26 protein-coding genes are annotated in these 26196 nt (G+C 57.9%); 16 read left to right on the top strand and 10 right to left on the bottom strand.

All coding sequences use genetic code 11. The features are described from left to right. Window positions 1–50 precede the first annotated feature (50 nt). The 5 genes from FXO11_RS07465 to FXO11_RS07485 form a co-directional block, all read right to left on the bottom strand. Window positions 51–554 (bottom strand): hypothetical protein, encoded by a 504-nt coding sequence (locus tag FXO11_RS07465; protein ID WP_148862395.1) that lies wholly within the window; start codon window positions 552–554, stop codon window positions 51–53. Between the two features lie 95 nt (window positions 555–649). Continuing rightward, complete coding sequence (locus tag FXO11_RS07470; protein ID WP_148862396.1) at window positions 650–2416, bottom strand: sodium:solute symporter family protein; 1767 nt, start codon at window positions 2414–2416, stop codon at window positions 650–652. Between the two features lie 5 nt (window positions 2417–2421). Further along, a complete protein-coding gene (locus tag FXO11_RS07475) occupies window positions 2422–2685 on the bottom strand; it encodes a DUF4212 domain-containing protein (protein ID WP_148862397.1) in 264 nt (87 codons plus the stop codon). A gap of 306 nt (window positions 2686–2991) precedes the next feature. Continuing rightward, entirely contained in the window at window positions 2992–3696 is a 705-nt protein-coding gene (locus tag FXO11_RS07480) for a 3'-5' exonuclease (RefSeq protein WP_148862398.1), read from the bottom strand. A 19-nt stretch (window positions 3697–3715) separates the two neighbouring features. Next, a complete protein-coding gene (locus tag FXO11_RS07485; RefSeq protein ID WP_148862399.1) occupies window positions 3716–5626 on the bottom strand; it encodes a putative nucleotidyltransferase substrate binding domain-containing protein in 1911 nt (636 codons plus the stop codon). A 457-nt stretch (window positions 5627–6083) separates the two neighbouring features. Here FXO11_RS07485 and smrA point away from each other — a divergent pair, with 457 nt between their 5' ends. From smrA to FXO11_RS07520, 7 genes are all read left to right on the top strand, one after another. Beyond that, window positions 6084–6665: a DNA endonuclease SmrA gene (smrA, locus tag FXO11_RS07490; protein WP_148862400.1), complete on the top strand. Its 582-nt coding sequence runs from the start codon at window positions 6084–6086 to the stop codon at window positions 6663–6665. 111 nt (window positions 6666–6776) lie between these two features. After that, complete coding sequence (locus FXO11_RS07495; RefSeq protein WP_148862401.1) at window positions 6777–7013, top strand: membrane lipoprotein lipid attachment site-containing protein; 237 nt, start codon at window positions 6777–6779, stop codon at window positions 7011–7013. A gap of 193 nt (window positions 7014–7206) precedes the next feature. Next, window positions 7207–8178 (top strand): XdhC family protein, encoded by a 972-nt coding sequence (locus FXO11_RS07500; protein ID WP_148862402.1) that lies wholly within the window; start codon window positions 7207–7209, stop codon window positions 8176–8178. Window positions 8179–8245: 67 nt separating this feature from the next. Then, on the top strand, window positions 8246–8872 hold the full coding sequence (locus tag FXO11_RS07505) for a methylthioribulose 1-phosphate dehydratase (protein WP_148862403.1): 627 nt from the start codon (window positions 8246–8248) through the stop codon (window positions 8870–8872). After that, window positions 8869–9429 (top strand): 1,2-dihydroxy-3-keto-5-methylthiopentene dioxygenase, encoded by a 561-nt coding sequence (locus FXO11_RS07510; RefSeq protein WP_148862404.1) that lies wholly within the window; start codon window positions 8869–8871, stop codon window positions 9427–9429. Before FXO11_RS07505 ends, FXO11_RS07510 begins: the two co-directional genes overlap by 4 nt. After that, window positions 9426–10127, top strand: coding sequence for an acireductone synthase (gene mtnC, locus FXO11_RS07515; protein WP_148862405.1), 702 nt, complete (start codon window positions 9426–9428; stop codon window positions 10125–10127). Before FXO11_RS07510 ends, mtnC begins: the two co-directional genes overlap by 4 nt. A gap of 249 nt (window positions 10128–10376) precedes the next feature. Continuing rightward, window positions 10377–11447, top strand: coding sequence for a DUF3080 domain-containing protein (locus FXO11_RS07520; RefSeq protein WP_148862406.1), 1071 nt, complete (start codon window positions 10377–10379; stop codon window positions 11445–11447). Window positions 11448–11452: 5 nt separating this feature from the next. Here the strand turns inward: FXO11_RS07520 and FXO11_RS07525 are convergent, their stop codons facing one another. From FXO11_RS07525 to arsC, 4 genes are read right to left on the bottom strand one after another with little or no spacing between them, the layout of a single operon-like run. After that, entirely contained in the window at window positions 11453–13240 is a 1788-nt protein-coding gene (locus FXO11_RS07525; protein WP_148862407.1) for a GspE/PulE family protein, read from the bottom strand. Between the two features lie 8 nt (window positions 13241–13248). Beyond that, window positions 13249–13602 carry a DUF2069 domain-containing protein gene (locus tag FXO11_RS07530; RefSeq protein ID WP_148862408.1) on the bottom strand — a complete coding sequence of 118 codons (354 nt, stop codon included), beginning with the start codon at window positions 13600–13602 and terminating at the stop codon, window positions 13249–13251. A gap of 39 nt (window positions 13603–13641) precedes the next feature. Further along, window positions 13642–14244 carry an NAD(P)H:quinone oxidoreductase gene (gene wrbA / locus FXO11_RS07535; protein ID WP_148862409.1) on the bottom strand — a complete coding sequence of 201 codons (603 nt, stop codon included), beginning with the start codon at window positions 14242–14244 and terminating at the stop codon, window positions 13642–13644. A 24-nt stretch (window positions 14245–14268) separates the two neighbouring features. Beyond that, window positions 14269–14622, bottom strand: coding sequence for an arsenate reductase (glutaredoxin) (gene arsC / locus FXO11_RS07540; protein ID WP_148862410.1), 354 nt, complete (start codon window positions 14620–14622; stop codon window positions 14269–14271). Between the two features lie 57 nt (window positions 14623–14679). Here arsC and FXO11_RS07545 point away from each other — a divergent pair, with 57 nt between their 5' ends. The 3 genes from FXO11_RS07545 to accA all read left to right on the top strand — a co-directional run bounded on the left by FXO11_RS07545 (window position 14680) and on the right by accA (window position 19802). Continuing rightward, a complete protein-coding gene (locus tag FXO11_RS07545) occupies window positions 14680–15120 on the top strand; it encodes a TlpA family protein disulfide reductase (protein WP_148862411.1) in 441 nt (146 codons plus the stop codon). Window positions 15121–15219: 99 nt separating this feature from the next. Continuing rightward, window positions 15220–18699 carry a DNA polymerase III subunit alpha gene (gene dnaE, locus FXO11_RS07550; protein WP_148862412.1) on the top strand — a complete coding sequence of 1160 codons (3480 nt, stop codon included), beginning with the start codon at window positions 15220–15222 and terminating at the stop codon, window positions 18697–18699. A 149-nt stretch (window positions 18700–18848) separates the two neighbouring features. Beyond that, complete coding sequence (gene accA / locus FXO11_RS07555) at window positions 18849–19802, top strand: acetyl-CoA carboxylase carboxyl transferase subunit alpha (RefSeq protein ID WP_148862413.1); 954 nt, start codon at window positions 18849–18851, stop codon at window positions 19800–19802. A 16-nt stretch (window positions 19803–19818) separates the two neighbouring features. Here accA and FXO11_RS20410 read toward each other — a convergent pair whose 3' ends face one another. After that, the gene (locus FXO11_RS20410) at window positions 19819–19974 is read right to left on the bottom strand and encodes a hypothetical protein (RefSeq protein WP_227546177.1); all 156 of its coding nucleotides are present in this window, start codon (window positions 19972–19974) and stop codon (window positions 19819–19821) included. Between FXO11_RS20410 and tilS the strand changes: the two genes are divergently transcribed. The 6 genes from tilS (at window position 19915) to ispD (ending at window position 26191) form a co-directional block, all read left to right on the top strand. Beyond that, window positions 19915–21108 (top strand): tRNA lysidine(34) synthetase TilS, encoded by a 1194-nt coding sequence (gene tilS, locus FXO11_RS07560; RefSeq protein WP_264766218.1) that lies wholly within the window; start codon window positions 19915–19917, stop codon window positions 21106–21108. The genes FXO11_RS20410 and tilS overlap by 60 nt on opposite strands. Before the next feature lie 89 nt (window positions 21109–21197). Then, on the top strand, window positions 21198–22826 hold the full coding sequence (locus FXO11_RS07565) for a CTP synthase (protein ID WP_148862415.1): 1629 nt from the start codon (window positions 21198–21200) through the stop codon (window positions 22824–22826). 66 nt (window positions 22827–22892) lie between these two features. Continuing rightward, window positions 22893–23738, top strand: coding sequence for a 3-deoxy-8-phosphooctulonate synthase (kdsA, locus tag FXO11_RS07570; protein ID WP_148862416.1), 846 nt, complete (start codon window positions 22893–22895; stop codon window positions 23736–23738). Window positions 23739–23799: 61 nt separating this feature from the next. After that, on the top strand, window positions 23800–25095 hold the full coding sequence (gene eno / locus FXO11_RS07575) for a phosphopyruvate hydratase (protein ID WP_148862417.1): 1296 nt from the start codon (window positions 23800–23802) through the stop codon (window positions 25093–25095). A 93-nt stretch (window positions 25096–25188) separates the two neighbouring features. Beyond that, a complete protein-coding gene (gene ftsB, locus FXO11_RS07580; RefSeq protein ID WP_148862418.1) occupies window positions 25189–25461 on the top strand; it encodes a cell division protein FtsB in 273 nt (90 codons plus the stop codon). Window positions 25462–25486: 25 nt separating this feature from the next. Beyond that, window positions 25487–26191, top strand: a complete 705-nt coding sequence (ispD, locus tag FXO11_RS07585; RefSeq protein WP_148862419.1) for a 2-C-methyl-D-erythritol 4-phosphate cytidylyltransferase — start codon at window positions 25487–25489, stop codon at window positions 26189–26191. Window positions 26192–26196: the final 5 nt, after the last annotated feature.

Raw genomic sequence — 26196 nt, forward strand, 5'->3', positions numbered from 1 at the left:
GATAGCCTTTGCGGTGATGCATCTTCAAACGTTGCTTTCAGGTACGCCGATCAAGTGCATACAGCCCCCAGTAGACGGTCATCGTCTGCCAGTTTTTGCAACGACTGAACCATCGCCTCACCGTTTTCAGAGACGGGCACGAGTTGCTGTTCTACGCAATTGAGCAGATAAACCTGCTCCTCGACGGAGTCAGTGTAGGACTTCTCAAATCGATAGAGGTAAAAGCTGAACACTTTGGGGTTCTGTTCGTCCGCCACGATACTGCTGGTATCCACTACGGTAAAACGCGAAGTTTGGGGTACGACTAGGCTCCAGGGGCGCCAGATAACGCTCTCTTGCTCCTCGCTGACAACTACGGCGTCTTCCGGTAGCTGGGATTGTTTGAGGTCGAACCAGGTGTATTCCATATACGCCATGTAGGCGAGCATCCCGGCGCCGCCAAACACAGGGACCAGCCACCGCGGCGCTTTCTTGGCGGTAACAGCGCGGATGCCCATCGCGATACCTGCTGCGCCCAGGCCTGCAAAAACCGTTGCTACGAAATTCCAGAACATCGGGGTTCCTTAAATAAAGCGGGCTTCCCCCGTGGAGGAAGCCCGCTAAGGATGGCTATCTGCAGATCAGCATCTGCAGGGAATCATATTATGAATCAATGGTCGGTGGCACCACCAGCCCCGCGGGGATAGCGCACGCTTTCGACCAGCTCCTGGATCTCTACCGGAGGCTCTTCTGTGGCATTGGATACCAGGAAGGCGACCGTAAAGTTAACCACTGCACCCACCGCACCGATGGACAATGGAGAGATACCCAGGATCCAGTACTCCGCGGTATCAGGCAGGTTGTTAGTGCCGGGAATGAACAGCCAGCCCTTGTACACGAAGATGTAGATCAGCGTGAAAGCCAGACCGGTGAGCATGCCGGCAATCGCACCCTTGTTGTTCACGCGCTTGGAGAAGATCCCCATCATCAGCACCGGGAACAGGGAAGCGGCGGCAATACCGAAGGCGAGCGCGACCACCTGCGCGGCGAACCCCGGGGGATTGGCGCCCAGATAGGTTGCCACCACAATGGCGACGGCCATGGAAATCCGCGCAGCCATCAGCTCACCTTTCTCCGAGATCTTCGGATTGATGCCACCTTTGATCAGGTCGTGACTGACGGCGGAGGATATCGCTAACAAGAGTCCGGCAGCGGTGGACAATGCAGCCGCTAGACCACCGGCAGCGATCAAGCCAATCACCCAGCCGGGCAGGTTGGCAATCTCCGGGTTGGCCAGTACCAGGATATCCCGGTTGACCTCCAGCTCGTTACCTTGCCAGCCACGAGCCTGGGCCGTGGATTCAAAGGATTCGGACGCATTGTAGAGTTGGATAAGGCCATCGTTGTTCTTGTCCTCGAACTGGATGAGGCCAGTCACTTCCCACTCGCGCACCCAGTTCGGGCGCTGTTCATACTCGATCGGCTGAGATGTCGGGCCTTCCGGGTAGATCGTCTGCATCAGGTTCAAACGAGCCATGGACGCAACGGCCGGCGCTGTCAGATAAAGCAGAGCGATAAAGACCAGTGCCCAGCCGGCAGACCAGCGTGCATCGGCCACTTTCGGTACGGTAAAGAAGCGAATGATAACGTGGGGTAGGCCTGCGGTACCGATCATCAGCGTCAGGGTGAACAGCACCATGTTCAGCTTATTGTCGACGTCCGCCGTGTACTCGTTGAAGCCGAGTTCGGTAATGACCTGATTCAGCTTGGCCAGGAGCGGCATGCCGGAGGCATTATGCTCGGAGAACAGACCCAGTGCCGGGATGGGATTGCCGGTCAGCTCAAGCGAAATGAACACCGCCGGAATAGTATAGGCGACGATCAGGACGCAGTACTGGGCAACCTGGGTGTAGGTGATCCCCTTCATGCCGCCGAGCACCGCGTAGATGAATACGACGATGGCTGCGATAATCAGCCCTGTCGTAGAGTCAACCTCAAGGAAGCGAGAGAAGGCAACGCCGGCACCGGCCATCTGGCCAATAACGTAGGTCACCGAAGCCACGATCAGACAGATGACTGCGACCAGTCGTGCGTTGCGGCTGTAGAAACGATCACCGATAAACTCAGGTACCGTAAACTTGCCGAACTTCCGCAGGTAAGGGGCGAGCAACATTGCCAGGAGCACGTAGCCGCCGGTCCAGCCCATCAGGAAGGTAGAGTTGGCGTAGCCGCCGGCTGCAATAAGGCCGGCCATGGAAATAAAGGACGCAGCAGACATCCAGTCAGCGCCGATCGCCATCCCGTTGGTAATGGGATGAATGCCACCGCCAGCGACGTAGAAATCTTTGGTGGTGCCGGCCTTGGCCCAGATAGCGATCAAAATATAGAGGAGGAACGAGCCCCCAACGAACAACAGGTTAATTGCAAACTGGCTCATCGGTCTTACTCCTCGTGCAGGCCGAATTGTCTATCGAGCTTGTTCATTTTCCACGCGTAGAAGAAGATCAAGACGATAAAGGTGAGGATGGAACCCTGCTGGGCGAACCAGAAACCAAGATCGGTTCCTCCAACGGGTATCCCGGCCAGAAGAGGACGGAAGAGTATGGCGCAACCATAGGATACGAATGCCCAGACAATCAGGCACCCGATAATCAGGCGTAGGTTGGCCTTCCAGTATTTCACTGCGTTATCAGGGTTGTGCGACATAACAGCTCTCCAATGTTGTTTTTATTGAACATGGGCTATTGGTAGGCGTTTCTATTTTGTTAAGAATAGTCTTGCTAAAAATCCTCGCTAGTAAGTTATTAACTTTTTTCCATCTTTCTTCACTACCAGACTCTACCCGGCGCCATGCTTATAGATATTGGCAAATAGTCTAAGAACGCGCTGAATAGACCTATTTCCTATTGAAGCTGCTCTCCTGCCGCTGCGGGAAAAAGTGTCTTGGGGGCTGTGGTCGGCGTTGTTTCTGTCTGCAACCAAGAGGCTTGGGTCCAAGAAAGATAGACCACATCACGGACTTTGAAGGTGTTTGAGGCGCCGCCCGATGCGAAGTTTTTCGTTAAGTTGAGACAGCGTGCTCAGATCCTCGCGAATGGCGCGATTCAGCGCGATGAGCGCAAGTTCGGCCGTCGCCATGGCATCCGCTGCTGCGTGATGACGTTCACTTACCTGCAACCCGAAGTGATCGGTCCAGTCGTCAAGACGTCCGCCGCTGCCGGGGGGCTCGAAGAGTGCGGGCAGAATCTCGGCAACGTCCAGCCAGGTGTGTTCGCGGGTGTAGCCCAATTGAGCTTTTAAGGCCTTTTCCAGAAAGCGTTTGTCGAACGCGGAATGGAACGCGAGGATCGGGTCCCCATTCATCCAGCTCAACAGACGTATCAGTGCTTCTTCGATCTCGTGTCCGCGGGTCAGCGCATCCGGTCCGATGCCATGGATAAGCACCGTTTCCCGGATATCCAGCTCCGGGCGCCTGAGGATAAGATCGAACTGATTCGCCAAGGGGATGCCAAGGTTTTCGATGGCGACGGCACCGATCGCGATGACATGGTCTTTGGCCGGATTGAGGCCTGTGGTCTCGAGGTCGAGCACGATCAGCCGTTGTCCGGTCAGCGGTTCCGGCCCAGGTGTTTTCGCGCGCGGCAGATGTTCCAGGCCCGGGCGGTCGGGGTCGTTGGAGAAGTAGTGCTCAAGCCACTCTTTTATACGATGAATCATTGCCGATGCGAGCCCGCCGTTAAAGGAGATATCGGGTTTCCAGTTTTTGCTGAAGCCGTTGAGCCTGGCGGAAGGATTCCCGGAGGATACGTCGATCCAGTGGGTTCAGGTCGTCGGGGTTAATGTAGTTATTGAGAGGCTGTTGGTTCTTGAGTTGCTCTTGATGCGCTCGCATGCGGAGGGCCTGAATCAGGCTATACGCTTCCTTCCAGGCACTGGCATCTTTGCGGTCGAAGACGCCTTTCTGTGCCAGTTTCTCCATTCGCTCGAGCGTGTTGGATTCGCCGATGCCGCAGGCCAGGGCGAACACTCGAGCCGATTCCACAAACGGTGCCAGCCCCTGCCGTTTGAGGTCCAGGGTATTCTTCTTGCCGTCCGGCGCATAACGAAATCCGCGAAAAATCGTCAACGGCGGGCGACGGGTTACGGCATTGCCAGCCAGCATCTTCTGAAACAGTGCGTTCTTCTGTATTCGCTTGAGTACCCGGCGCAACAGGCGCTCCAGCGCTTCCGTAGCACCGAACACCGCGCGCATATCCAGAAAAATGGAGGAATAGACCAGGTTCTGCGGCGTTGAAGCATCGATAAACCGTACGAACCAGTCGTCCCACTCCTTTTCGCTCAGGCACAGCTTGGGGTTACTTGCCATGATGTTGCCCTTGCAAAGCGTAAAGCCGCAGTCGGCAAGTTCGTTATTGACGATTTCTGCGAAAGGCAGCAGTTTTTCCCGAACCTGATCTTCGGTCATGCCCACCGGTGTTTCGAAGAGAATGCCGTTGTCCTGATCGGTCAACAGGGTCTGTTCCTGCCGCCCCTCACTGCCGAACGTGAGCCAGGTAAATGGAATGCCCGGATCGTGACGCTGAATGTTCAGCTCCAGCACGCGCCGAACCGTCGCGTCATTAAGTGTGGTGATGATCTTCACGATTTGGCCGGAGTCGGCCCCGTAGGCGAGCATCGTGTCCACCAGTTTGGCGACCTGAGAGCGCAGGCTGACCAATGTGCGCAGATGAGACGCTTTGCCGATAGTGCGCGCCAGATGCACCAAATCGACACGCTGCAGGGAAAACAGGTCCCGCTGTGAAACCACGCCGATCAGGCGTTTCTCCTCGTCAATGACACAGAGGTGGGCGAAATGATGCTCCGCCATCAGCATCGCCGCCTCGAAGGCATCGGCATCGGCAGGCAGCGCGTAGGGTTCGCGGGTCATGGCCTGGCCGATGGGCGTGCTCAGGGTGGCGCTTTCTTCTGCCACCATGGTTCGTAGGTCATGCAGCGTGAATATCCCGATGGGGCGGCGTTCGTCATCGGTGATAATGATGCTACCCACATTGTTTTCGTGCATACGGGCTACGGCCTTTCGCACCGGCAGATCCGGCGAGCATACGATAGGATTGCGTAGCGCATAGCGGTCTAGCGGTGTATCTAACGAATGACTGGGGCCGATCGAGGCCATAGCTCCGGACTGAATGCGTTGGTTGACCTGGTCCAGCAAGCTACTGACGCCGCGCAGGCAGAAGTCGCGAAAAGGCTCGCTCTCGGAGAAAAGGGTGACGAACGCACCATGGCTTAGGCTCAGGCAGAAGGTATCGCCGGATGCGCGATGCAACGTCCGTGTGGGGCGCTCGCCAATTAATGCAGCGAGTGGGAAGCACTCGCCCTGGCTGATTTCAAAGGTGGTTTCGGTTGCACCGGCCTTGCCGGTGCGTTCTCCGCGAATCAGGCCTTGTTTCACCACGTTGAACGTCTTGACCGGACCCTCGTCGGGAGAGAGCACGATATCTTCATCCGCGTAGAACTTGAGCACGCAGTGTTCCGCGAAGTGGGCTAGGTGGGCTTCATCCATATTGGAAAAGGGGGCGTGCTCACGCAGGAACGCCATGATCGCTCGAATGTTCTGGGAGTGGGGTTCCCGGGGTTCGGCAGGCATTTCGGGACCTCGGAGGGCGATGGCCTCATTATTGTCGAGACTTTCGAAGGGTTAAAATCGTCTAGGCCTTTAGTTTAGCCGAAGGTTGCTGTTTAGCCGATGGGCCACACACAGGCCAGCCACGTAAGACTAATGTACAACAGCCGCTTGCTATTAGATTGGTTAAGGTATGTGCAGTTATCTCGTAATTGATCTCCGTCGAGGTAACTGTCTGTGGTGTCTGAAAGCTTGAAGGGAAGATTCTTCCCCGATCTTTTGCTCCCCCCGGTCCCCTCCGGGGGTTTTTTCTCTCTAAAGCCTGAACTTTTATCCCCACTTGCGTTCAATGATTCGTTCAGCGTCTTCTTAGGAACTGGCTTCCTTGATGGGGGCGCTGGTGGTACAGTTTTTTGGGTCTGGTGTCCTGTCCTTACAGGTCTTGCCAGGCTTGATTGACGGTTAACGATCAGGTTGAACCATGGCCACAAAAGAGGAACGCCTCAGTTTCCTAGAGGAAATGGGCGATGTCCGCCGCATTAAACAGCCCAATCGGGCCGATGTACAGACCTCCCGTACCCTCACACCCGGGCATATCGAGCGCCAGCGTGCTGCTGTAGACAAGCCGGCAAGGGACGCTAATCCGCTGACCGCCGCGGATGTGGAGCCCCTCAAAGCTCATGATGTGCTGGCTTATCAACGCCCCGGTATCCAGCATGGAGTCTATCGTAAGCTTCGGCTTGGGCAATACCAGATCGAGGCTCGCCTGGATCTGCACCGGATGACGGTGGATGAAGCCCGGCGCGAGGTATTCAGCTTCGTTAATGAGTGTGTCACCTACGGTATTCGCTCGGTACTGATTCTGCACGGTAAGGGTGAGCGCAACCCGGACGGCATTGCCCAATTAAAGAGCTACCTGGCCAAATGGCTGACGGAACTCGAGTCGGTGATGGCTTTTCATTCGGCGCAGAAACACCATGGTGGCACCGGCGCGGTCTATGTGATGCTGCGCAAGAGTGAAAAAGACAAACAGAAAAATCGTGAACTGCATGGTTTTAAATAAACGCACTGTCTTTCAAGCTCCCTTTTTTCGTGCAAAATGAGCGACATGTAATGGGCTGCTCCGTTGTTCTGTGATGCAATAAAGCAGTGATGAATTTATCAGGAGTTATTGATGCGTAAGTTGATTCTGATTGCACTTGCAGGTGTTGTACTTGCGGGCTGTAGCAAGGACCGTGTGCTCTGGGAAGACAACGGTAAAGTCGAGGAGAAGACCGAGAATCGCGAAGTATGGGACGACAATGGTAAAGTTGATTCCGAAAAGCGTGAGTTCTGGGACAGTAATGGCAAGATGGATTCCGGCGAGCGCAAATTCTGGAACGACAGCGAAGGTAACCCGGTCATCAAGTAGGGATTTTCTGCGTCTGCTTCCTAAAAAACGCCGGGCTTTGCCCCGGCGTTTCCGTTGGATCTGCGGCAGGCCAACTTAACATTGCGTTTGAACACGTGATTTCAGATATAAACATGTCCACGGCCCACGCGAACGTTAGCGTAGCGCTGGCGAACCGTTAGCGACAAGTCACAGGCTACACTGAGCAGGCATCATGTCCCATCCTCAATACCAAGTGTTGGCAGCCGCGGAAAACTGGCTCAATGCTGGCGAGCGCGTGTGGCTATGTACCATCCTCGATACATGGGGCTCGTCCCCGCGACCGGCGGGCTCCATGCTTGCGGTAAGCGAATCCGGCCGTTGGGCGGGTTCGGTTTCCGGCGGCTGTCTGGAGGAGGATTTGCTACAGCGCACGGCGCGTGAGGATCGGCCCGATTGTCCCCAGATAACCGATTACGGCGTGACGACGGATGACCGTGAGCGGTTTCGTCTGCCGTGCGGAGGGCGTATTCGTCTTTTGATCGAGCCGCTTGCCGGGGAGAAGCAACATGAGGCGGTGTGTCGATTACTCGGTTACTTGGACGCGAAAGTCCCGGCATCCCGCATTGTCGATCTAAAGACCGGGCAGATGATCATCGAGGCGAGCGACGGACAAGGCACGGGCATAACCGAACAGCGGGAGTCCGTTCGCCACACGCTGGGGCCCGAGTGCCGTTTGCTGTTGGTCGGTGCGGGCGAGGTGGCCGGCCACGTTGCGGCTTTCGGTCGTCGTTGCGGGTTCGATGTGACCCTTTGCGAGCCGCGTGAAACCTTTCTCGCCGGCTGGACGGACAGCGAAACGCCGGTATTGACGTCCTTGCCGGATGACCTCGTACTCCGCTCATTCAATGACTCTCACACTGCCATCCTGGCCCTCGCTCATGACCCGCGGGTCGACGACATGGCGCTGCTGGCGGCGCTGCAATCGTCGTGTTTTTATGTCGGGGCAATGGGTTCGAAGCAAACCTCGCAGATGCGTCGGGAGCGCCTGGTAGCCCTGGGTATAACAGAGCAACAACTGGAACGACTGCACGCGCCCATAGGCATTGCAATTCGTAGCAAGACCCCGGCGGAAATCGCCATATCGGTCATTGCGGATTTGGTCGACGCCCGTCACCGCTTGCTGGCGGACAGTGGCGCTCTATAATACCGGCCATTCATACGTGTACGCCGGGCGGTGCTCCCTACCGCTACCGGCTCGTTCCGGAGGCTGAATGTTCGATGTAACCCGTTATGCTGCCGCCGCCCAGTCGCTGATCGACGCGGGGCGTTTCCTTTACGCCAATGGCTGGTCGCCTGCGACGAGCAGCAACTATTCTGCGCGAATCGATGCCGGACATATCGCCATCACCGTTTCGGGGCGCCACAAGGGACAATTGGGCGCGGGCGATATTATGGTAGTGGATCTCAAAGGCCGCCCAGTCCAGAGCGAGGCCAAATCTTCGGCGGAAACCTTGCTGCACACCGTGCTCTATGAACAATTCCCGAACATTGGTGTGGTCCTGCACACGCATTCGGTCAACGCAACGGTCCTCAGTCGTGCCCTGGCCGGCCAGGGGAGGCTTGAGCTGCAGGATTACGAGCTGCAAAAGGCGTTTCCGGGCACGACCACCCACGAGTCCTCATTGGTGGTGCCGATTTTCGAAAATACACAGGATATCCAGGCTCTTTCCGAGGAGGCCCGTCGCTGGTTCGAGCGCCACCCGGAACAGCCGGGCTATCTGATCCGGGGTCATGGCCTTTATACGTGGGGAAAAACCATGGCAGACTGTTTGCGCCATGTAGAAGCATTTGAATTCCTGTTCGCTTGTGAGTTGGAAATGATGAGGGTGACACGATGACTACGCTGCGTATTTACCGCGAACACCAGCCGGACCAGCCGGAGGTTGTGACTGAAGAGCCCGCCAAGATTCAGCAATTGCTGAACGAGCAGGGCGTTCGCTTCGAGCAGTGGCCGACTCGCGATTTACCGGCCAACGCCAGTCAGGATGACATTCTGGACGCTTATGCCGACGACGTATCGCAACTGAAGCAGGAATGCGGCTTCCAGACAGCCGACGTCGTCAGCTTGAGCGCTGACAATCCCAACAAGGATGCGGCGCGCAAGAAGTTTCTCGACGAACACACCCACAGCGAAGACGAAGTGCGGTTCTTTGTCCGCGGCCAGGGACTGTTCTACCTGCACTTCGGCGAGAAGGTCTATGCCGTACTGTGCCAAAAGAACGACCTGATCAGCGTGCCGGACGGCACCCGCCACTGGTTCGACATGGGGCCGGAGCCGGAATTTACCTGTATTCGCCTGTTCTCCAATCCGGACGGGTGGGTCGCCAGCTTCACCGGCGAGGACATCGCCAGCCGTCTGCCACGCTACGAGCGTATATTGGGTGCCACCGGATGATCGGAGTCATTTTGACGGATATCGAGGGGACCACAAGCTCGATTTCCTTCGTCCACGATGTGCTCTTCCCCTACGCGGCGGAGCATATGGCGGACTTCGTGCGGCAGCAGGCGCCTGACAACGAGGCTGTCCAGGTTCAGCTCAAGGCTGTGGCCGACGAGAGCGGGGGCGATCCGTCGGATCTCGAAGGGTTGGTGGACACGCTGCTGACCTGGATTCGCGAAGATCGCAAGGCTACGCCCCTTAAAGCCCTGCAGGGCATGATCTGGGAGAAGGGTTATCGGGATGGCGACTTCAAGGGTCATGTCTACCAAGACGCTGCCGACAAACTGCGCGAGTGGCATGACCGTGGCCTGCGCCAGTACGTCTACTCCTCCGGTTCGGTACAGGCTCAGAAGCTTATTTTTGGCTTCAGTAGCTGCGGCAATCTGACGCCGTTTTTCAGTGGTTATTTCGACACCCACGTCGGCGCCAAGCGCGAGGCTAAGGCTTACCGAAACATCCTGGACGAACTTGGACTTGGCACAGAGCCGGAGACGGTACTCTTTCTGTCCGACATCACTCAGGAGCTTGATGCGGCAGCGGAAGCTGGCATGGAAACCATCCTTCTGGTTCGCGGCGAGGAGTCGGTTAAGACAGGCTATCCCATTGCCCACGATTTCAACGAAGTCGATGCGCTTCTGGCAGAGATCGACTGAGTCTTTTTATCAATCTGGAACTTCTTTCAAAGCCTATCGCCCTGCACAAGGTTTGATGAAGGGAATGGCTGCCACCGCTGGAGAAGGGACATGGATGTCCCTGTCGTCATGGCTGGTCAGGGATGGCCATCCATGACAGCGGAAGCGGTGGCAGCCATTCCCTTCCTGCACCGGACATTCAGGCCAGGGCGTCCGTCGCTATGGTCTATTGGTTGCCCTTTTCCCGATCGCTGTACGTAAACTTCTCCCATGAACCGGTTTCGGATTAACTCTCTCGTACGCCATCTGCCAGTCGTGCTGACTGCCGCCTTGATTGCCGGCTGCAACCCCTTTTCCGCACCCCAGTCCATGATGGACGAATATGTCGAGCGGGTAGCCCGTGTGCTTGAGCAGGACCACGCCCTGACCGAAGTGCCCCTGGCTGACCTGTTCCCCCGGCGCCGCGAACGCCGCCTCGAAATGCCCGAGTTGGAGCTCGACATGCTCGATTTCCTCTCGTTGTACGGCTGCGAATTGCAGTTCGTGGTGGGGGAGCGCAATTCCGGCCTCGGTCGGGTCATGCAGCCCGTTAACGTGCTGCGTTACGAACTGAGGTTTATCGAGGCTGCCGGAAACTGTCTACCCCAATTGGAGGACGACGAAGGTCTTTACGATGCAGTGGCCAAAGCCCGTGGCGCCAAAGTCGAGAGCTTACCGATTGCGGTCTGGAATGCGACTTGGGGGACCGAAGAAATTGAACCGCTGTTTACGCGCACCGAAGGCCTGTTGCCGATAGGAACGAGCGGCGCCACGGTGTCTGATCTGGCGCGGGATCTGGCGCTGCTGAACACCCGACTGTCAGCGCTGCAGGAAGGAAGCCTGGGTACAGGCCTGGAATTCATGGGCGAGGTTCAGCAACGCTGGCAGGCTGAGGATCGGATGGGGCAGTTGATTAAGAGCGGCTTACTGCTGGTAACCCGCTTGAACGATGCAGCCGATGTCATGCAACGGCGTCTCGACAGCCATCCGCTATGCCTGAAGCAGCGCACCAATAACCAGGCAGAGATTGCCAAGAGCATGTTCTTTTCGGTCTATGCCGGCGAGGTGCAGCCCTACATGGCGATGGTGAATCGTGTGCGGGATGCGCTGGTGCCAGGTTTCGAGCAGTTGGCGGCGAGCCAGAGTGATGTCATGCCCCAGGACTTCAAACCCTACTACCGTCGCTACCTGAGTCTGACCGGTGAACAGAGCCTCTGGCATCGGCTCGATGAAACCGTGGCCCGTCACACGAGACTTTGGCAGGAATTACTCGGCCAGTGCGGCTTCCGCCCGGGACAGTGACCGGCTCAGCGCTGGCTTTCCGGCGTGACCCGCAAGATTTCTTCGATGGTGGTTTCGCCAGCGGCCACTTTCTGCGCACCACTGAGCCGCAGGGACTTCATGCCATCCTTGTAGGCCTCCACCCGGAGTTGCTCCAGATCGCAAGACTCATCGACAGCGCTGCGCAGCCGCGGTGATAGCTGCAGGATCTCGTAGACGCCGGCGCGGCCTCGATAGCCGGTATTGCGGCACTCCAGGCAGCCGCCGGGCGCGTAGACTTCAGCCGGCTTAGGCGCCTTCCAGGGGCGGGTCAGGCTGGTCCAGGCACTGGGATCGACGTCTGCCTTTACCTTGCAATCCGGGCAGAGCGTGCGCACCAGACGCTGGGCCATGACACCCAAAACCGTCGCGCGGATCAGATAAGGCGGAATCCCCAGCTCAATCAACCGTGTTATGGCGCTTGGTGCGTCGTTGGTATGCAGGGTGGAGAGGACGAGGTGACCCGTCAGCGCCGCCTGAACCGCCATCTCCGCTGTTTCCAGATCCCGTATCTCGCCCACCATAATGATGTCCGGATCCTGCCGTAGCAGAGCACGCACGCCGGAAGCGAAGGTCAGGTCGATGCCATGCTGAACCTGCATCTGGTTGAAGGTCGGTTCCACCATCTCGATGGGGTCTTCGATGGTGCAAATATTGACCTCGGAGGTGGCCAACTGCTTCAGCGTCGAATACAGCGTGGTTGTTTTGCCCGACCCTGTCGGGCCGGTGACCAAAACGATGCCGTGTGGCTGGTCGGCCATGGCCTTCCAGCGTTGCACATCTTCGCGGCTGAAACCCAGTTTGTCGAAGCCCTTGAGCAGTACCTCCGGATCGAAGATCCGCATCACCATCTTTTCGCCGAACGCTGTCGGCATGGTAGCCAGGCGCAGTTCCACTTCGGCATTATCCGGCTTTCGGGTCTTGATGCGGCCATCCTGAGGTTTACGTTTCTCCGCTACATTCAAGCGGCCCAAAATTTTCAGGCGGCTAACCACGGCCACGCCGACCTGATCCGGGAATTCATAGACGTTGTGCAACACACCGTCGATGCGGAATCGGACCTGGGCAATGTTGCGCCTGGGCTCGATATGGATATCGCTGGCGCGTTGGTCGAAGGCGTACTGCAGGAGCCAATCGACGATTTTAACCACGTGCTGGTCGTTGGCATCCGGGCTCTTGTTGTCGCCCAGATCCAGTAACTGCTCGAAGTTATGGATATTGGTGGCGCCCTGAGCCGCTGCGCCGCTGGCTTTACTGACCGAGCTGGCAAGCTGGTAGAACTCGACGGTAAAGCGGCGAATATCCTCGGGATTTGCGACCACCCGCCGGATGTCCTTTTTCAGCACATGGCGCAGGTTGGCTTCCCAGTCGTGCTTGAAAGGCTCGGCGCTGGCAATCCAGACTTCGTCCGGATGGATCTCCACGGCCAGAATATGGTGACGTTGGGCGAAGGCGAAGGACATGACCCGAGCCACGCCCGGCGCATCGATTTTCAGCGGGTCGATATGATAGTAGGGCTGGTCGGCCCAGTGGGCCAGCCATTCGGTGAGACGATCCAGGCCCAAGGTGCGTTTGTTTTTTTGGCTGGTCAGCTCGGCAATCGCCACGACGTCCAAGGGATGCCGCTTGGCAGACTCGGCGCCTAGATTGCCCGTGAGCACACGCTCGGCATCGTCCTGGGTGATTTCCCCGTCTTCTACCAAGGCGGTGCAGATGTCACGAAGCGTCAGGGTGGCGCGGGGTGGAGCTGCCGGCGTGGTGGACAATGTGGGCATAATGCGGACTACTCAGGCCGATTGGTTTTCAGATGCACCATAGCAGAAACGAAGAGTAGAAGGGCGACAACCGCACTGGCTGTCGCACCCAGGCCACCCTCGGTCAGCCAGGCGCTGACAACGAACTGGGTGAAGTAAAAAATCAGCACGAAGCTGAGCCAGATCATCCCGCGATTGTGGCCGCTGATAACCACCGGAATGAAAACCAAAAGAGGGACCAGCTTAATGGATAGAATGAGTGGTAACGACAGCGCAGGATCCGGCGCTGGCCAGAACGTAGTGACCACCAACAGAATGATTAACGCCGCATAAAGCACCTGACAAAGCAGTCGGGTTTTGCGTGCGCGCACGGTGTGAAGCATTTGGATGTCCTTAGGTAGAATGAAGCGGTGGCGGAAATATTAGCCCGCCACTTTCAGCGCCAGGCGTGCAACTCTTTGGCCCAAAATCTGGCAGATTGTTTTTTCGTCTTCTGTCATCGCGTGAGGATCATCTGTTCCAGCCCAGTGGCTGGCACCGTACGGCGTGCCGCCGGCTTCCGTCCGTGACAGCGCCGGTTCGGTATAGGGGACACCGGTGATCAGCATGCCGTGGTGGAGCAGGGGAATCGCCATGGATAGCAAGGTCGCTTCCTGGCCCCCATGCAAGCTACCAGTCGAGGTGAAAAGGCCGGCCGGTTTGTCGACCAGTGCGCCGTTAAGCCACATGTCGCCAGTGGTGTCCAGAAAATACTTCAGCGGCGCGGCCATGTTGCCAAAGCGGGTGGCACTACCAAGAATCAGCCCGGCGCAATGCCGCAGCTCTTCTGTTGTGCAATAAACCGCGCCGTCTTCGGGGACGGCCGGCACGCTGGCTTCGGTATCCGGCGACACCGGTGCCACGGTTCTGACCCGGGCCTCGATCCCGTTTACGCGCGCTACCCCGCGGGCGACCTGTAACGCCATATCTGCAGTGTGACCGCTGCGACTGTAATAAAGTACCAGGATATAAGGGGTCTCAGCCATTTTGAGCTCCGGTCAGACCAACAATCAGAGAATATCGAGCACTGACTCTGGCGGTCGCCCGAGGGCAGCCTTGCCGTTATGCAGTACGATAGGCCGTTCGATCAGCTTAGGGTTGTCTATCATCGCTGCAATGAGTTGATCGTCTGTCAGATCGCTATTGCTCAAACCCAGTTCGCGATAACACTCTTCGCCGGTGCGCATGAGTTCGCGCGGGGATTTATCGAGCTGCTTTAGGATAGCCTTCAGCTCTTCGGCGCTGGGCGGTGTTTCGAGGTAGCGGATGACTTCAGGCTGGATGCCCTGTTCTTCCAACAACGCCAGGGTCTGGCGGGATTTCGAACAGCGCGGATTATGGAAAATTCGGGTCGTCTCTGTCATGGTCTCGCGTTCTGGATCGTCGTTTTGTGAGCGCTTAGTCTAACAGGAGGGTTGCGTTTGAAGTACCTCAAACTCCCTATCGCCTTGTTTGCCCTCGTCATTCTCGCGGGTTGCGAACGTACGGCCTTTCAGGATGCGCAGGGCAATAGTCTGGACTGGGACGAACTGCGTGGGCAATGGGTGGTGGTCAACTACTGGGCAGAATGGTGCGAGCCCTGCCTGGAGGAAATTCCCGAACTCAATGCCCTCGACGAAACCGACAAAGCGATGGTGCTCGGGGTTAACTTCGATGGCATCACCGGCCAGGACCTGCGCGATCTTGGTGAAAGGATGGATATTCGGTTCCGTATGCTGGCCGAAGATCCGGGCCCCAAGCTGGGCTGGGAACTGCCGGTTGGATTGCCCGCGTCCTACGTCGTCACGCCTGATGGAGAGTTGCTCGAGGCCCGGTTCGGGCCCCAGACAAAGTCAGGCCTTTTGGAGCTGATGCAGCGTTAGAGGCGGTTACAGAATGCTTATTAAAGGACGCGATTTGTGACGCCCTGACTGATAGAATCCGGGATTAATTTCAATAGAATCGAGCCCCGCTAACGCCCCATGCCGAATACGTTTGTACATCTGCGCGTCCACTCCGAATACTCACTGGTTGACGGCCTGGTCCGGATCAAGCCGCTCATCAATCGCGTGGCCGAGCTGAACATGCCGGCAGTGGGCCTGACCGAGCAATCCAACATGTGCTCGCTGGTCCGTTTCTATAAAGCCGCCATGGGGGCCGGCGTTAAGCCCATCATTGGCGCCGATATCTGGTTGTCCAACCCGGATGAGCCGGAAAAGCCGTTTCGCTTGACGCTTTTTGCCCGCAATGAAACCGGCTATCGCCACCTCACTGAAATCATCTCCCTAGGCTATACGGACGGCCAGCTTCATGGCGTGCCCATGATCGAGAAGGTTTGGCTCGAAGAGCGTCGCGAAGGCCTGATTGCCCTGTCCGGTGCCAAAGTGGGCGATGTCGGCCGTGCATTGCTGGCCGGTAAGCACGACCTGGCCCGGCAGCGAGCGGAGTACTGGCAATCCCTCTACCCGGATGCCTATTACCTCGAACTGCACCGCACGGGCCGGCAAGGCGACGAAGAGTGCCTTCACTTGAGTGTTGAGCTGGCGGATGCTTTGGACCTGCCGGTGGTGGCCACCAACGACGTTCACTTCATCAACCAGGAAGACTTCGAAGCGCACGAGGCCCGGGTCTGTATCGGTGAAAGCCGCACCTTGGACGATCCGCGCCGTGACCGTCGCTTTAGCGACGAGCAGTATCTGCGCAGTCCTGAGGAAATGATCGAGCTGTTCTCGGACATTCCCGAGGCGGTCGAGAATACCGTGGAAATCGCCCGGCGTTGCAACGTCAAAGTGCGCATGGGCGAATATTTCCTGCCGGATTACCCCATCCCCGAAGGGATGACCATGGATGACTTCTTCCGCAAAGTCTCGGAGGAAGGGCTGGAAGGCCGGCTGTCCCGAACGCTGGATTCAGCCGATCCGGAATACGACGACAAGCGCGCCGCCTACTACAAGCGCCTCAATTTCGAGCTGGATATCATCATCCAGATGGGGTTCCCCGGCTACTTCCTCATCGTTATGGATTTCATCAAGTGGGCCAAGAACAATGGGGTGCCGGTGGGCCCTGGCCGAGGGTCCGGTGCTGGATCGCTGGTGGCCTACGCTCAGCAGATTACCGACCTCGACCCGCTGGAATACGACCTGCTGTTCGAACGCTTCCTGAACCCCGAGCGGGTGTCCATGCCCGACTTCGACGTCGACTTCTGCATGGAAGGCCGTGATCGCGTGATCGATTACGTGGCCGAGAAATACGGTCGGGCTGCGGTCTCGCAGATCATCACTTTCGGTACCATGGCCGCTAAGGCGGTGGTGCGCGATGTAGCACGGGTGCAGGGCAAGTCATACGGGCTGGCGGATAAGCTATCCAAACTGATTCCCTTCGAAGTGGGCATGACCCTGGCGAAAGCCATTGAGCAGGAAGAACAGCTCAAGGAGTTCCTGGATCACGACGAGGAAGCCCAGGAAATTTGGGAAATGGCCCTCAAGCTCGAGGGCGTATGCCGGAATGCGGGTAAGCACGCCGGGGGCGTGGTGATCGCGCCGACGAAGATCACCGACTTCTCGCCGCTCTACTGCGACGACGAGGGCGGTAGCCCGGTCACGCAGTTCGATAAGGGCGACGTAGAAGACGCCGGGCTGGTCAAGTTCGACTTCCTGGGGTTGCGGACGCTGACGATCATTAACTGGGCCCTGGAAATGATCAATCCGGGGCGCGAGAAACGTGGCGAGCCACCGCTGGATATCAGCAAAATCCCGCTCGTAGATCCGCCCTCGTTCGATATGCTCAAGCGGGCAGAGACCACCGCGGTGTTCCAGCTTGAATCCCGGGGCATGAAGGACCTGATTCGCCGACTGCAGCCCGACTGCCTGGAAGACATGATTGCTCTGGTGGCCTTGTTCCGTCCGGGTCCGCTGCAATCCGGCATGGTGGACGACTTCATCGACCGGAAACACGGTCGCCAGCCCATGTCCTATCCACACCCGGATTATCAGTATGACGGTCTGAAACCGGTTCTGGAGCCCACCTACGGGGTTATCCTATACCAGGAACAGGTCATGCAGATTGCCCAGGTGATGGCGGGCTACACCCTCGGCGGCGCCGATATGCTGCGGCGGGCAATGGGTAAGAAGAAGCCCGAGGAAATGGCCAAGCAAAAGGCCATTTTCCTCGATGGATGCGAGAATAACAGCATTGAGAAAACGCTGGCGGAGAACATCTTCGACCTGGTAGAGAAGTTCGCCGGTTACGGCTTCAACAAGTCGCATTCGGCCGCCTATGCGTTGGTGTCCTATCAGACGCTATGGCTTAAGGCTCACTATACGGCAGAGTTCATGGCCGCGGTTCTCACCGCGGATATGCAGAACACCGACAAGGTCGTGACACTGGTCGAAGAATGCCGCAACCTGAAGCTCGACTTGGTATTGCCGGACGTCAACACCTCTGCCTACACCTTCACGGTGAACGAGAAAGGGCAGGTGGTGTACGGCCTCGGGGCTATCAAGGGCCTCGGCGAGGGCCCGATCCAGAGCATCGCTGACGCGCGCGCCCAGGGCGGGCCGTTCAAGGACATGTTCGACTTCTGCCAGCGTGTCGACCTCAAGCGGGTGAACAAGCGCGCCATCGAAGCCCTGATTCGTGCCGGGGCCATGGATAATATGGGCCCGGGCCGGGCGGCAATGATGGCGAGCATCGAGAAGGCGGTGCAGCAGGCCGGACAGCAATCCCGCAACGAAACCGTGGGCATGGTGGATATGTTCGGTGAAACGCTGGACGGCACCGCGAACGATCCGTTCGAAGAAGTGCGCCTTGTCCGCGAGTGGCCTGAAAAACAGCGGCTGAAAGGTGAAAAGGATACGCTGGGACTTTACCTGACCGGTCATCCCTTCGATGAGTACGAGCGGGAAGTGCGCCGGTTTGCCCGCCAGTCCATCGCCGACCTTAAGCCAGGCAAGGGGCCTCAGCGGGTCGCCGGGCTGGTCGTTGCCATGCGCACCATGAAGAACAAGCGCGGTCAGACCATGGCCTTCGTGACGCTGGATGACCGATCCGCTCGTATCGAGGCGACCTTGTTCTCCGAGACCTTTAACGAGAACCGTGACCTGCTACAGTCTGACGAAGTGGTCGTCGTCGACGGAACGGTCAGCCACGACGATTACTCCGGCTCACTCAAGATGCGAGTCAGCGACGTGATGGATGTCGCCACGGCACGCCAGCGATATAGCCGGGGCTTACAGATGTCGCTAACAGCAGGGCAGCTTGGTAACGGGCTGCTGGAGAAGCTGGACAAGACGCTCCAGCCGTACCGCGGACAGGGTTGTCCGGTTTGGATTGAGTATCGAAGTGAACAGGCCCGAACGCGAATTCAGCTCGGTGAGGGCTGGCGAGTCCAGCCTAATGACGATTTACTGCTAAACTTGCGACACTTGATCGGAGAACAGGCGGTTCAGCTGGTTTACGACTAATATCGGATAGGTGCCTCCTACCGGGGCCGGCGTTATACCAATGTGGCGTTATACCAATGTCCGGTTTTTATGGATGAACGGGCCTGTTAGTTTGCGCAAAGAATCATAAAATTTGAAAGTCGCCTACGAACTAACGACGACGGAAGATCATGAATCCCAACTACCTGGATTTTGAACAGCCCATTGCCGACCTGGAAGCCAAGATCGAAGAGCTGCGCCTGGTTGGCAACGACAGTGACATCAATATCACGGACGAAATCAGTCGTCTCAAAAACAAGAGTGTCAGCCTGACCGAGAGTATTTTCTCAAGCCTGACCCCCTGGGACATCGCCCGATTGGCCCGTCACCCGCGGCGGCCCTACACGCTGGATTACATCGACCTCATGTTCGAGGATTTCGACGAACTCCACGGTGACCGCCGCTATGCCGATGATCTTTCCATCGTTGGCGGCACGGCGCGTCTCGACGGTCAGCCGATCATGGTGATCGGCCACCAGAAAGGCCGTGAGGTTAAAGATAAGGTCAAGCGTAATTTCGGCATGCCGCGGCCGGAGGGCTATCGCAAAGCGCTACGCCTGATGGAAATGGCCGAGCGTTTTCACATGCCGATCCTCACGTTTATCGATACACCGGGCGCCTATCCGGGGATCGGCGCTGAGGAACGTGGCCAGAGCGAGGCCATCGCGTTCAACCTTGCGGTTATGTCGCGGCTGAAAACGCCGGTGATATCGACGGTGATTGGTGAGGGTGGTTCCGGTGGCGCTTTGGCAATCGGTGTCTGCGACCGTCTGTACATGCTGCAATATTCCACCTATTCGGTTATTTCTCCGGAGGGCTGTGCCTCGATTCTCTGGAAGAGCGCCGAATACGCGGCGCAAGCTGCCGAAGCCATGGGCGTGCATGCCAATCGCCTGAAAGACTTGAACCTGGCAGACGAGGTCATCCCCGAGCCTATGGGTGGCGCCCATCGTTCACCGGAAGAGATGGCCAGCGCCCTCAAGGCGCAGCTCAAGTCCGGGTTAGCGGAGCTTGGCGCCTTGTCGACCGAGGATCTGGTTGGCCAGCGTTATGAACGCCTGACAGCCTATGACACCGGCCGGTGACAGATTAGATCCTGCCTCATGGCCCGCCGATCTGGTCGGGGCCATGAGGGCCATTCCCCCTGCCGATCAGCTGCACGTTGCCGTAAGCGGCGGCCTCGATTCCATCTTCCTTCTGCATGCCGTAGCGGCTTGGTTTCGCGGCCGGACCGATGTCGCTCTTCATGCTATTCATGTGAACCATCAGCTCCAGGCTGCTTCGGAGTCTATGGCGTCCTGTTGTCGCCAGGCATGCGAAAATCTGAACGTTCCGCTGACCGTCATCCGTGTCAATGTTGAGCGTGGAGAGAGCCTTGAAAGCCAAGCTCGCGAAGCTCGCTACGCCGTCTTCGACGAACAATTGCAGGCGGGCGAGCTTTTGCTTATGGCTCATCACGCCAATGACCAGGCAGAGACGGTTTTGTTCCGGCTGATCAGGGGAAGTGGCAGCCGGGGGCTGGCCGGTATTCCGGCGGAGCGTTCGTTGGGTAACGGCCGTCTCGTTCGCCCCTTGTTAAACTTAACCCGCGAGCGTCTCCACGCACTGGCGGTCGCCTGGAATCTGACGTGGGTCGATGACCCCAGCAACGACGATCCGTCTATCGATCGTAATTATATCCGCCACCGGGTTCTCGAACCGTTGGGCAGCCGTTGGCCCGGCGGTGTGGCCAGCATTGTCCGCTCGGCCCGTCAAAGTGCAGAGGCGAGCGAGCTCACCCACAAGCTGGCCCTATTGCAATTGCGCGATGTTCGGGACGAGCAAGGACGCCTCGACGCCTTGCGCCTGGCGGCTCTGGACGTGCCGGAGCAGAAAAATCTACTACGCTGGTGGCTGATTGATCAGGCGTTGGAGCCGCCTCCGGCATCCCGGCTTGAGCAGGGCCTTGCGGATCTGTTGTCGGCGGCAGAGGACCGCATGCCGGCGCTGGTGGGCGAGGGTTACGTGATCCGCCGCTTCCGCGATGCCCTGTACTGTACTGGCCATGAGAGCGCGCCGATTCGAGAGGCTGTTGCGTGGGATATCCGGGAACCGCTGGAATGGGCTGGCGGTCGGCTGCACGTTCTGGGCAATGCCGTGCCGCCGCTGGCGCTTGTGGTGACGTCGCGAAAAGGCGGCGAGCGCCTTCGTCCCCGGCCCGGCGGACCGAGCCGGCCGCTCAAGAAATGGCTGCAGGAGCAAGACGTGCCGCCTTGGGAGCGAGAGCGAATTCCGCTGGTCTGGAAAGGCGAGGAGCTTGTGGCTGTAGCCGGTTTGTGGCTATCCCCAACATTGTTCGGCCCGCCGTCGGAGGCGTCGTGGCGGATTGTCTGGGAGCGGGATTGTCGTTGAGTAAGTAGGGGGCTTCTGGTACTCTGGCGACCCATCTTGAGATGATAATCTCCCTCCTTCACCGAACCAGATAATCACACGGAAACTGCATGACGCGTTATATTTTCGTCACCGGCGGTGTCGTGTCCTCATTGGGCAAAGGGATCGCTTCTGCTTCCCTTGCGGCCATTCTTGAGGCGCGCGGCTTAAAGGTCACTATTCTCAAGTTGGATCCCTATATCAACGTCGACCCAGGCACCATGAGCCCGTTCCAGCATGGTGAGGTCTTTGTGACCGAGGACGGTGCCGAAACCGATCTCGACCTGGGTCACTACGAGCGGTTCATCCGGACCCCGATGAGCCGTCGCAACAACTTCACCACCGGCCGCGTCTACGAAGAAGTGATCCGAAAGGAGCGCCGCGGCGACTACTTGGGTGGCACGGTTCAGGTCATTCCGCACATCACCGACGAGATCAAGCGCCGTGTGGTCGAAGGTGCCGCCGGAGCCGATGTGGCCCTGATCGAGATTGGCGGTACCGTGGGCGACATCGAGTCCCTGCCGTTTCTCGAAGCGACCCGTCAGTTGAAGGTTGAAGTAGGGCCTCGTCGCGCGTTGTTCATGCACCTGACGCTGGTGCCATATATTGCCACCGCTGGCGAGATCAAGACCAAGCCGACCCAGCACTCGGTGAAGGAAATGCGATCGATCGGTCTGCAGCCGGATATTCTGCTGTGTCGCTCAGAGCATGAAGTGGACGCGGGCTCCCGTCGTAAGATCGCACTGTTTACCAACGTCGAGGAAAAAGCCGTCATCCCGTTGCAGGATGCACGCTCCATCTACCAGATCCCGCGCATGCTGCACGGCCATGGACTCGATGAAATCATCATCGAACGGTTTGGCTTGGATGCCGGACCTGCCGATCTATCCGAGTGGGACGCGGTCGTAGACGCTCAGCTCAATCCTCACCATGAAGTGACCATCGCGATGGTCGGCAAGTACATGGAGTTGCTGGATGCCTACAAGTCGCTGATCGAATCCTTGCTGCACGCAGGCATCAAAACCCGCACCAAGGTCAACATCAACTACATCGATTCCGAACATATTGAACATGATGGCACCGGCATTCTAAATTCCGCCGATGCTATTCTGGTACCGGGTGGCTTCGGCGAGCGTGGTGTTGAAGGCAAGATTGAAACGGTGCGCTTTGCTCGAGAAAACAAGGTGCCGTACCTGGGTATTTGCCTGGGGATGCAGGTTGCGGTTATCGAGTACGCCCGTAACGTTGCAGGGCTGAAGGACGCCCATAGCACGGAGTTCCGCCCCCAAACGCCAACGCCGGTGGTGGGTCTGATCACCGAATGGCTGGATGCCACCGGGCAGAAGGAGCTACGCGATGCGGGTTCCGACTTGGGCGGGACCATGCGCCTGGGCGCCCAGGACTGCGTATTGGCTGACGATACGACCATTACCAAGTGCTACGGACGGAAGGTTATTCGTGAGCGCCATCGCCACCGGTTTGAAGTGAACAATCATTTCCTGCCCGAAATTGAGAAAGCCGGTCTGCGTATTGCCGGTCACTCTACCGACGGCAAGTTGGTGGAAGTGGTGGAGGTCGCGGATCACCCCTGGTTCGTTGCCTGCCAGTTCCACCCGGAGTTCACCTCCACGCCCCGTGACGGCCATGCCCTTTTCAAGGGCTTTGTCGAGGCCGCCCTGGAGCGGAAAAAGTCCCAATAAATCCATGCGCCGGCAGTAACACGCTGCCGGCGCAGTTGTTTTCATTGCAGGAGCAGATCGCCCGCCATGTCACAGAAAACCCTCACGGTTGCCGACCTGAGTATCTCCAATGAGCAGCCTTTCGTGCTGTTCGGGGGGATGAATGTTCTCGAATCCCGTGATCTGGCGATGGAAGTCGCGGAAGCCTACGTCGATGTTACGCGTCGCCTGGGCATTCCTTACGTCTTCAAAGCCTCTTTCGACAAGGCCAATCGTTCGTCGATTCATTCCTTCCGTGGGCCGGGGCTTGATGCCGGATTGGAAATCCTCAAGGACATCAAGGATCGCTTCGGTATTCCTATCATTACTGACGTGCACGAGCCCTGGCAGGCTCAGCCGGCTTCGGAAGTCTGTGAAATTATCCAGCTTCCCGCTTTCCTCAGCCGCCAGACGGATCTGGTGGAAGCCATGGCCCGGACCGGTTCGGTGATCAACATCAAGAAGGCCCAGTTCCTGGCTCCGCAGGAAATGAATCATATCGTCAACAAGTGCCGAGAGGCTGGTAACGACCGCATCATCCTGTGTGAGCGTGGCTCAAGCTTCGGCTATAACAATCTCGTGGTCGACATGCTGGGCTTTGGCATAATGAAGTCTTTTGGTTACCCGGTGTTTTTCGACGTTACCCATGCGCTGCAGATGCCGGGTGGCCGGGCCGATTCCGCCGGCGGTCGTCGCGCTCAGGTGAGTGAATTGGCACGAGCGGGTATGTCCCAGGGACTGGCGGGGCTCTTTCTTGAAGCCCATCCTGACCCCGAGAAAGCCAAGTGCGATGGACCCTGCGCATTGCGACTGAACCAGTTGGAACCGTTCCTCAGGCAAATGAAGGCCATCGACGACCTGGTGAAAGGGTTCGAGCCGCTGGAGACGGCCTGATTTCAATCGTTTTTCCCCTGATTCTGTAACCCGATAACGACTGTTTATGGAGAAATGAAGCATGACGAAGATCGCGGACATTAAAGCACGCGAAATCCTGGATTCCCGCGGCAACCCGACCGTCGAGGCGGACGTTGTCCTCGAGTCCGGTACCGTCGGCCGTGCCTGTGCGCCTTCCGGTGCATCCACCGGATCCCGCGAAGCACTCGAACTGCGCGACAAGGACGCGTCCCGTTATGTGGGTAAAGGTGTTACTAAGGCGGTCGACGCCGTCAATACCCGTATCCGCGATGCCCTGATCGGTTTCGATGCAGCCGATCAGCGTGGTCTGGACAAAGTGATGATCGATCTGGATGGTACCGACAATAAGGCCAATCTGGGCGCCAACGCCATCCTCGCGGTTTCCCTGGCAGCGGCCAAGGCGGCGGCGACCGAGCGCAAGCTGCCGCTGTATGCTCATATCGCCGAAATCAACGGCACGGCCGGCAAGTATTCCCTGCCCGTACCTATGATGAATATCCTCAACGGCGGTGAGCATGCCGATAACAATGTGGATATTCAGGAATTCATGATCCAGCCGGTGGCAGCGTCTAGCTTCGCCGAGGCCCTGCGAATCGGTGCGGAGATCTTCCACAATCTTAAAAAGGTGCTTCAGGCCAAAGGGCTGAGCACCGCGGTAGGTGACGAGGGTGGTTTCGCACCAAACCTACCGTCCAACGAGGCGGCCCTGGCTGTGATCAAGGAAGCGGTGGAGAAGGCGGGTTACGAGCTAGGTAAGGATATCACCCTGGCTCTGGATTGTGCCTCTTCCGAATTTTACCGCGACGGTCAGTACGACCTCGCCGGTGAAGGCAAGAAATATTCTGCCGAAGGTTTCGCCGATTACTTGGCCGGACTGTGCGAGAGCTATCCCATCGTTTCCATCGAAGATGGCATGGACGAGAGTGATTGGGATGGCTGGGCTGTGCTAACCCAGAAGATCGGTGACAAGGTGCAATTGGTAGGGGACGATCTTTTCGTGACCAACACCGCGATTCTCAAACGAGGTATCGACAACGCCATTGCCAACTCTATCCTGATCAAGTTCAATCAAATTGGCAGCCTGAGCGAAACGCTGGATGCCATCAAAATGGCTCAGGACGCAGGGTACACGGCGGTGATCTCTCACCGTTCCGGTGAGACCGAGGACACCACAATCGCCGATTTGGCAGTGGCCACCTGTGCCGGCCAGATCAAAACCGGTTCGTTGTGCCGGTCGGATCGCGTGGCCAAGTACAACCAGCTGCTGCGTATCGAGCAGGAACTGGGCGAGCGGGCGCCTTACCGGGGCCTGAAAGAAATTAAGGGCCAGGCGTAATAGCCGTCGATCAAATAATAGGCTAGACTTCACCCGAGGTAGTAAACGCAGCGCACTGAATGTGCGCTGTTTTTGTCTCGTCAGGAATTGATCATGAAGGTTATATGGGCTGTCATGGCTGTGTTTATCGTCCTACTACAGGTACGTCTGTGGGTAGGCGAGGGCAGTTTTGCACAAGTCTGGCAACTTCAGCAGAAGATCGACGTCCAAAAGGCGGAGAATGCCAATCTGGCCAACCGCAATGAGCGCCTATACGCGGAAGTGCTCAACCTGCGTGGCGGTCAGGGGGCCATCGAAGAGCGTGCGCGCATGAACCTTGGCCTGATACGTGAAGATGAAACCTTTTTCCTGGTGGTAGAGCCCTGAGCCGCCCGGTTCCCCGGAATAACCCATGATACATCGGCAATACTGGCTTGTGGTGCCTGCCGCAGGCATCGGGCAGCGCATGGCCGCCGACCGGCCCAAGCAGTACCTCCAGATCCGTCATCGTTTTATCCTCGATATTACCTTGTCCCGGTTGCTCAATAGCGGTTACTTCACTGGCGCCATGGTGGCTCTTCATCCGGACGACAGCTGGTTTGCGTCAAGCGAAAGTGCTCACGATCAGCGCGTCTCGACTTGTGTCGGCGGCGACGAGCGGGCTGAATCCGTACTGGCGGGATTGAACGCCCTACAAGGTTCCGCGGGTGACGACGACTGGGTGCTGGTTCACGACGTGGCTCGCCCCTGCCTGGCGAGGGCCGATCTGGACAGGCTCCTCGGCGAACTGGAAGACGATGAAATCGGCGGGCTTTTAGCGGTGCCGGTATCCGATACCATTAAGCGCCAACAGCCGCAAAACGGGCGGGTGATTGAAACCGTTGCTCGGGCCGATCTCTGGCGGGCGCAGACGCCGCAGCAATTTCGTTATGGTTTGTTGAGACGAGCGCTCCAGCACGCGAAGGCGCGCGGCGAGGCGATCACCGACGAAGCCTCCGCAGTTGAAGCCGCCGGCTACGCGCCAAAGCTGGTGCCGGGGCGGGCGGATAATCTGAAGATCACCGTGCCCGAAGACCTCGCGCTGGCGGGCTGGATACTCGACCAACTGACAGACTAGACCAA

Source organism: Marinobacter fonticola (assembly GCF_008122265.1).
Taxonomy (GTDB): domain Bacteria; phylum Pseudomonadota; class Gammaproteobacteria; order Pseudomonadales; family Oleiphilaceae; genus Marinobacter_A; species Marinobacter_A fonticola.

Coding starts and splice junctions, on each gene's coding strand:
- FXO11_RS07465 (WP_148862395.1), bottom strand. CDS start 554: ATGTTCTGGAATTTCGTAGCAACGGTTTTTGCAGGCCTGGGCGCAGCA.
- FXO11_RS07470 (WP_148862396.1), bottom strand. CDS start 2,416: ATGAGCCAGTTTGCAATTAACCTGTTGTTCGTTGGGGGCTCGTTCCTC.
- FXO11_RS07475 (WP_148862397.1), bottom strand. CDS start 2,685: ATGTCGCACAACCCTGATAACGCAGTGAAATACTGGAAGGCCAACCTA.
- FXO11_RS07480 (WP_148862398.1), bottom strand. CDS start 3,696: ATGATTCATCGTATAAAAGAGTGGCTTGAGCACTACTTCTCCAACGAC.
- FXO11_RS07485 (WP_148862399.1), bottom strand. CDS start 5,626: ATGCCTGCCGAACCCCGGGAACCCCACTCCCAGAACATTCGAGCGATC.
- smrA (WP_148862400.1), top strand. CDS start 6,084: ATGGCCACAAAAGAGGAACGCCTCAGTTTCCTAGAGGAAATGGGCGAT.
- FXO11_RS07495 (WP_148862401.1), top strand. CDS start 6,777: ATGCGTAAGTTGATTCTGATTGCACTTGCAGGTGTTGTACTTGCGGGC.
- FXO11_RS07500 (WP_148862402.1), top strand. CDS start 7,207: ATGTCCCATCCTCAATACCAAGTGTTGGCAGCCGCGGAAAACTGGCTC.
- FXO11_RS07505 (WP_148862403.1), top strand. CDS start 8,246: ATGTTCGATGTAACCCGTTATGCTGCCGCCGCCCAGTCGCTGATCGAC.
- FXO11_RS07510 (WP_148862404.1), top strand. CDS start 8,869: ATGACTACGCTGCGTATTTACCGCGAACACCAGCCGGACCAGCCGGAG.
- mtnC (WP_148862405.1), top strand. CDS start 9,426: ATGATCGGAGTCATTTTGACGGATATCGAGGGGACCACAAGCTCGATT.
- FXO11_RS07520 (WP_148862406.1), top strand. CDS start 10,377: ATGAACCGGTTTCGGATTAACTCTCTCGTACGCCATCTGCCAGTCGTG.
- FXO11_RS07525 (WP_148862407.1), bottom strand. CDS start 13,240: ATGCCCACATTGTCCACCACGCCGGCAGCTCCACCCCGCGCCACCCTG.
- FXO11_RS07530 (WP_148862408.1), bottom strand. CDS start 13,602: ATGCTTCACACCGTGCGCGCACGCAAAACCCGACTGCTTTGTCAGGTG.
- wrbA (WP_148862409.1), bottom strand. CDS start 14,244: ATGGCTGAGACCCCTTATATCCTGGTACTTTATTACAGTCGCAGCGGT.
- arsC (WP_148862410.1), bottom strand. CDS start 14,622: ATGACAGAGACGACCCGAATTTTCCATAATCCGCGCTGTTCGAAATCC.
- dnaE (WP_148862412.1), top strand. CDS start 15,220: ATGCCGAATACGTTTGTACATCTGCGCGTCCACTCCGAATACTCACTG.
- accA (WP_148862413.1), top strand. CDS start 18,849: ATGAATCCCAACTACCTGGATTTTGAACAGCCCATTGCCGACCTGGAA.
- FXO11_RS20410 (WP_227546177.1), bottom strand. CDS start 19,974: ATGAATAGCATGAAGAGCGACATCGGTCCGGCCGCGAAACCAAGCCGC.
- FXO11_RS07565 (WP_148862415.1), top strand. CDS start 21,198: ATGACGCGTTATATTTTCGTCACCGGCGGTGTCGTGTCCTCATTGGGC.
- kdsA (WP_148862416.1), top strand. CDS start 22,893: ATGTCACAGAAAACCCTCACGGTTGCCGACCTGAGTATCTCCAATGAG.
- eno (WP_148862417.1), top strand. CDS start 23,800: ATGACGAAGATCGCGGACATTAAAGCACGCGAAATCCTGGATTCCCGC.
- ftsB (WP_148862418.1), top strand. CDS start 25,189: ATGAAGGTTATATGGGCTGTCATGGCTGTGTTTATCGTCCTACTACAG.
- ispD (WP_148862419.1), top strand. CDS start 25,487: ATGATACATCGGCAATACTGGCTTGTGGTGCCTGCCGCAGGCATCGGG.